This window comes from Mesorhizobium sp. LEGMi-168a (genome assembly GCF_058312955.1).
Map to the genome: position 1 here is coordinate 1 of NZ_JBZEGV010000064.1, position 6,195 is coordinate 6,195.

Annotated in this window: 5 protein-coding genes; 1 reads left to right on the plus strand and 4 read right to left on the minus strand. The window is 56.7% G+C overall.

Going from position 1 to position 6,195, the window contains the following annotated elements; all coding sequences use genetic code 11:
• Positions 1–366 precede the first annotated feature (366 nt).
• The 4 genes from AC4FWB_RS33625 to AC4FWB_RS33640 form a co-directional block, all read right to left on the minus strand.
• Positions 367–1,134, minus strand: coding sequence for an SDR family NAD(P)-dependent oxidoreductase (locus tag AC4FWB_RS33625; RefSeq protein ID WP_491030524.1), 768 nt, complete (start codon positions 1,132–1,134; stop codon positions 367–369).
• Positions 1,135–1,262: 128 nt separating this feature from the next.
• Positions 1,263–2,264 carry an alpha-ketoacid dehydrogenase subunit beta gene (locus AC4FWB_RS33630; protein ID WP_491030525.1) on the minus strand — a complete coding sequence of 334 codons (1,002 nt, stop codon included), beginning with the start codon at positions 2,262–2,264 and terminating at the stop codon, positions 1,263–1,265.
• Positions 2,265–2,268: 4 nt separating this feature from the next.
• Complete coding sequence (locus AC4FWB_RS33635) at positions 2,269–3,285, minus strand: thiamine pyrophosphate-dependent dehydrogenase E1 component subunit alpha (protein ID WP_491030526.1); 1,017 nt, start codon at positions 3,283–3,285, stop codon at positions 2,269–2,271.
• 400 nt (positions 3,286–3,685) lie between these two features.
• Positions 3,686–4,387 carry a class I SAM-dependent DNA methyltransferase gene (locus AC4FWB_RS33640; RefSeq protein ID WP_491030527.1) on the minus strand — a complete coding sequence of 234 codons (702 nt, stop codon included), beginning with the start codon at positions 4,385–4,387 and terminating at the stop codon, positions 3,686–3,688.
• Between the two features lie 628 nt (positions 4,388–5,015).
• Here AC4FWB_RS33640 and AC4FWB_RS33645 point away from each other — a divergent pair.
• The gene (locus AC4FWB_RS33645; RefSeq protein ID WP_491030528.1) at positions 5,016–5,405 is read left to right on the plus strand and encodes a hypothetical protein; all 390 of its coding nucleotides are present in this window, start codon (positions 5,016–5,018) and stop codon (positions 5,403–5,405) included.
• Positions 5,406–6,195 lie beyond the last annotated feature (790 nt).

A 6,195-nucleotide genomic window follows, 5' to 3' on the forward strand; every position in this document is an offset into this window, starting at 1 on the left:
TCAGGCCCGGTCAATAACGTCACATGGCTCATGCTGTGCTGCTAACTACGCTCGTAAGGACGACCTTAAGAGCGCAGACTCGCTACCGTGCCATGCTCGCGCAAGGCGGCCCTCGCCGGAGGCGTACAAATCAGCGAGCGGAAGGCATGGAGCACGGGCAAATCACGGCGTCGACTGCGATCCCGACTCTATGAACTTATTCACACCGTCCGTGAATCGTACGCTTCCCTTGAGGCTTTACCGGACGCGTACCGTGAATCCCGCAACTTGCACCAAAATATGCGGAAAACCCAACCTGGATGACATAACCTTCGAAGGGTCGCCTTGGGCGCCGTCGGGAATGTCTCTACGATAGCCAGCACGTGGCTACCAGCAGGTATAGCCGCCATCTACCAACAGTACCGTTCCCGTAATATAGCTCGATGCATCGCTAGCAAGAAAATGAACTGCAGATGCCACTTCATGAGGCTGGCCTATGCGGCGCATGGGTGTCCGATCGCACCATGCATTGATCACTTCTTTGGGATATCTGTCGACCGTCTCAGACTGCACGAACCCGGGAGCAACTGCGTTTACGCGGACACCAGATCCGGCCCATTCGCATGCAAGTGTCTTGGTAACCATGTTCACCCCCGCCTTGCTTGCATTGTAGGCCGTGACGACGGATTGCTGTCGGGTAACGATTGCTCCGCACATTGAACTGATATTTACAATTGTCCCCGACCCACGCTCTGCCATTAGCGGCCCGAACGTGCGGCTGCAATAAAAGACGCCATCCAAATTCACTGAGAGGACCGCTCGCCAATCCTCATCAGTGGTCTGATGCGTGGAGGCGGCGCGAGACACCCCGGCATTGTTGACAAGGATATCGGGGCAAAGGGCGATTTTACCAGCGAGGTCGCGTACTGCCTGCGAATCCGTGACATCAAGCTGATGGACCTGCGGCTTGACAGGGAACCGGTCTGCAACCTCAGCCAGACGAGCCTCGTCAGTGCAAGTAACGACTATGGCTGCGCCAGCTTGTTGCAGCGTACGGGCGATTTGCAATCCGATGCCACGCCCTCCGCCCGTTATCAACGCAGTCTTCCCACTTAATTCGAACTTACGCGAAGAAGGTGAAATTTGCGCATTCATTGCAGGCTCCGCCGCGATTGTCGATGTATTGCTGTTTCAATTTCCGCTATCTTATACGCCTCTACGGCGAACGAATTATTACTAATAATGCTGCAGATTAGTATCGTCGTCAGAGTTTTCTCCGGATCTCAGAGCAGTCGCTGCACAGCGGCTACGATGCGATCCTTCGTCGGGAAAAACCCTTTCTCAAGACCCGGGCTGAAGGGAACGTGAATGTCAGGAGCGCTCAGGCGTAGGATCGGTCGCTTCAAAAGATCGAGGGCGTTCTCCGCCATCACCGCAGCGATTTCACTGCCAACGTTGCAGACGCGGTGTGCGTTTTCGACGATCACAAGTCGTCCGGTCTTGGCGACTGACATCCTGACGGCCTGGTGATCGAGTGGCTTCAACGTGCGCGGGTCAATCACTTCGACCGAAATGCCTTCCTCGCCGAGTGCGTCGACAGCCTCCATCGTCGGCAGAACGGCACCGGCAATGGCAATAACCGTTACGTCCTTCCCCTCGCGCTTCACGTCCGCTTTACCGATCGGGGTTAGATGATCCGGATCAGTAGGCACATCGCCGATGATCGACCACAGGCGAGTGTCTTCGAAGACGAGTACGGGATCATCATCGCGAATTGCTGATTTCATGAGCCCCTTAATGTCGGCGGCGCTGGTAGGACTGATGATCTTGAGACCCGGCACATTCATGAAGAGGGGATAGGGCCGGTCGGCATGCTGCGCAGCTTCTGAACCCAAGCAGTACATGCAGCAACGAAACACGATCGGAATGTCGATCTGGCCCCCAGTCATATACCGCAATTTCGACGCTTGGTTGATGATCTGATCCGAGGCGAGGTAAATGAAGCTGGCGCCTGAGAGGTCTACGATCGGTCGCAATCCGTTGATGGCAGCCCCAATGCCGAGACCGGTAAAACTGCCTTCTGAAATCGGCGTGTTCCAAATCCGGTTTTTGCCGAATCGCTCAATAAGTCTGACAACGCCGTGCGCTGCGATGTCCTCTCCGATCAAAATGACTCGCTGATCACGATCCATTTCCTCCAACTGTGCTTCTACAAGCGCCTCTAGATAGGACATCTGAATATGGGTGTGAGCCATTGCGGCATGCTTCTGAGCGTCAGTTTCCATGGGGCTAATTCCACTCCAGCCGACCCACGAAGCTGTGGTCGCTCGCAGGGGGCGACTTGAAAATATAATCGGGTAAGGTTTCGGGCCGAGGCATGGGGCTTTGCAGACCAAAATGTACAGCCTGCCTGACAGCTTCGAGGATTTCATCCTCAATTGCTCTCAGGCGCCTTTCACTCATGCCGTCATCGAGGAGCACAGCGCGATACAGCAAAATCGGATCTCGATCTCGTTTGAAAGCCTCTACTTCTTCAATCGATCGATAAGGCTGTCCCGGAATTACCAAGCCCAAATTGTGCTCATCGAACCGATAGGTGTTCGCTACTATGAGAGTGGGTCCCCCGCCGGCACGGGCTCGTGCGACAGCCTGCGCCGCAGTCTCAAAAACCGTGCTCACGTCCTGCCCGTCAACCGTTACCCCTGGCATGCCGTAGGCCGCTGCCCGTATCGCGATGTTAGGCTGACCGTGGCTTTCCGCCACTGAGGTGACCATTGCATAACCGTTGTTCTCGCAAAGATAGATGACGGGGAGCTTCCACAGCGATGCCATGTTGAGACTCTCATGGAAGGTACCTTGGTTCACCGCTCCATCGCCAAAGAAACAAAGGGTAACCTGATCGGCGCCCCGCAACTTGGCGCTGAAGGCGCACCCTGTGGCAAGAGGAATGCCCCCTCCGACGATACCTGATTCGCTGATGATGCCGACCGACTGGTCTGCAAAGTGCATCGAACCGCCGCGCCCTTTGCAAATGCCGCCCTCCTTACCCATCAGTTCGGCCATCAGCGCGCCGAGATGTGCGCCCTTCCCGATCGGATGACCGTGCGAACGATGCGTTCCGGTCATGGCGTCATCATCTCGAAGTGCGAGACAGGCCCCTACTATAGAAGCTTCCTGACCGGCGCTCGAGTGGAACCAACCAGGGACCTTGCCGCCGTTGAACTGACGCATACCCTCTTCTTCGAACAGACGGATGCTAAGCATCCGCCGAAAGGCCTCTAATCGCTGATCCCTGTTCAACTGCATCAGACAAACTGCTCCTATTCCAAACTGAAAGATGCCTGCATAGGGGGCGTATCTCTGGCGCTATCTTCTTCGGTGCAAGTATTCATCTCGCTTCCCCTTACAACTTTGACATGGCGTTACTAGCCATCAGCCGTACTGACGGTTAATGTTATAGTATCGATGACAACGCGAGCGGTATCACCTTAAACTGACTCTGGCGTTGCGCGATGACTTGCGACGAAACTACACGGCGAGCTGCTGGCTCGAACCACATTGCTGGTGATCGAGTTGATGTTGTGTCATCGAGGCTGACCTTGCCCTCGGCGCCCAGCGCGCGCGGCACACAAGCGAACTCGGGACTAGCTGCAAAGGTCGCAATTGTCCCCCCCCCCCCCCCCCCGTGAGTTTTGCGGCGGCGCGGTCACGGCTGCTCCTCCGTAGGTTTGGAACTGGGCACTTGGAAAACCCAGTAGTGTCCGTCCTCTTCCGTGAGGTATCTTCCGTTCCTTAGACACTGCACCAATTGAAGAACACCTTCATCCTGCAGACGCAAGACCTCGTCTTCAAAGCAGGCTATCTCCGCATAGCTCTTGCGGGTACTTGCGACTATGTATCCGTTAGGTCGGGTCACGCGGGCCAGTTCGCGCAATCCATCCGGTCGAACATGCCCGAGCGTGAGAACTCCGCAGCAGGCGGTTAAGTCATAGCTCGCACGGGAGTAGTCGGAGAGCAGACCATTAAGGTCGACATTGCCTCGGACATGGCGGTAAACGCCTGTTTGCCGTGCCTTTTCAGCCATATCTTCAGAAAGATCGAACCCGTCGATCAACCGAAAGCCGAGGCGTTCCAGTTCCATGCCGACGAGCCCCGTTCCGCAACCTGCGTCCAGGACGGCGACGGCGTTTCGCTGGCCGGCCAGATAGGCAGTCTGCACCGCGCCTGCCAATTCTGCAACGACCATTGGCCCGCAGTACCCGACGCGGACCTGGTCCAGATCGAAGGTGCTCGCCCATCCCCTATACAATTGAGCCAAGCGGCTCGCATCGCCATCGAGAGCATGTGATGCCTTGATGCGTTCCCGTACGGCTTGCTCCGGTGCTGTTCGTTGATCCACGCTGCTCATCACAGTTCCTCCAAGGCGATTGATATCATCGGCGCAGCGCGGCCGCCCGGCACTGCGAAGCGCAAACCAGGGCATCAAAACTCGTGCCAATTGGCTGAACGAGATGACCAAGACAATCTTATCTACTATTCTCAGCCATTTGGCTGGGCGCAGATCAGAGATTAGCCAATTTACCGGTGTCGCGGACACGACACGGTCGACAGAATGTCGGATGCTGTGGCTTCGCTATGCTCTATCCGCATAAGGAGCAACCATGGCCGCCCCGTCTCTTGTGTAGATTTGCGGCTCTGAAATGCAGGATCTTCAGTGTTTGACCGCTATTTTCTTGCAACTTGATTTGCGATTGACCGGAATGGCGAGACGCCTCACGGCGCCGCTCCTCCCACACCTCCTAAAGGGGGTTGCGAGCTTCGAGGACTGAAGGAACGGAGTTCGTTAACGGCCGTCGAGCGGAAGCCCAACTTCATTAACAGCCCGCGCCTTCCGCTTCAGGATCGGGTCGAATCGAAGCATGCTCGATCAGTGGCCGACCGTCAATCCAAACTAAATGATCGGTCGTGGGCCGACATCTGTGAACAAGCCGTGTGCGTCGATTGCAATCACCCCTGTGTTGCGGGCAATTACCCCCATGGCTGCGGATGAACTGGATTCGCTGGTTTTCCAGATGGCGGTCGAAAGCGTCCGCTCGCTCTCTTTAAGCTTCACTGAAAAAGCCGCGGCGATAGCCGCCAGGAGCCGGGGCATCCTGCTTTTCGACGTGCGGGTCGACGGTGACGCGGCGGTGCAGCGGGTCGCGGCCATCCGATATCCAAGCGACCGGACCGGCGTGCTGGCTTTGGACAGACACGGCTTTGTTATCCGCCATTGCATTGTCGGTGGAATTTTCTCGGGTTTGATTGCGCCATTGGAGAATTGGACCAGCATGCCCCTGTCGATGCAGGCCAAGATTAATGTCGAGGACCATGCCACTCTCTTCCTAGGCGCCTTGCGGAAGGCCGGACATATGCTGGTCAGCTAGCATTTGGCTGGAATGCATCTTGTGGATTTTGGCACCCGGCATTGTGCCGACATCGCCGGTATGACTGTCATGCTCGAAAACGGCTCCGGCGATCGCGGCAAAGCGATGGTGGCGATAACTAGTCGAACGCGTCCCCATCGATGCGCGATCGTTTAGACCAAAGTCTCTAGCTGGCATTCGAGCAACGTTTACCGGGGTTTCGCAAAGCGCAAATGCACCGCGTCTTCCCCCCACGCGAATGGAGCCTACAGCGCCGAATCGGAGGGCATGAGATCGACCACGATCGCCTCTTCTTGTCGAAGGTCGAATGTCCCGATTCGACGCCCAGGAAAACTCGGGCGACAGCTGCAAAAAAGGGGGCACCAAGCCACCCTGCCCTTTTTCAATCAGGAGGAGCTTCCACTGCTCACTCGGCGACGTCGACACGAGATCGCAGATGGCAGGTGGGCAAACACCAAAACTGACGCACCGATGGCGATCGGCTTTCCTCGCTGGAGGAAGCGCAAGGCTTGGCTGGCCAGGTAGAGCCGCATGCGACGGTTACACCGCTCGAAGGATCTGATCGAAGCATAGTCGGAGAAGGAGGCGTTGGGCGCGGCCTGCCTCGACATTCCTAGAAGCGCGCCGGCAGTCTGGCGAGGGGGGCTTGGGGTTAGACTGCCGGCTGTAGCGCGACAATCTGGGAGAGAGGTGCGCGACAATCTGGATGAGAATCTGGCGTCGCGGCGGGTGTGATGATTGCGGCTTTGATTGACGCGCGCAAGTGCTTTGTCAGGTTGATTGTCGCGGC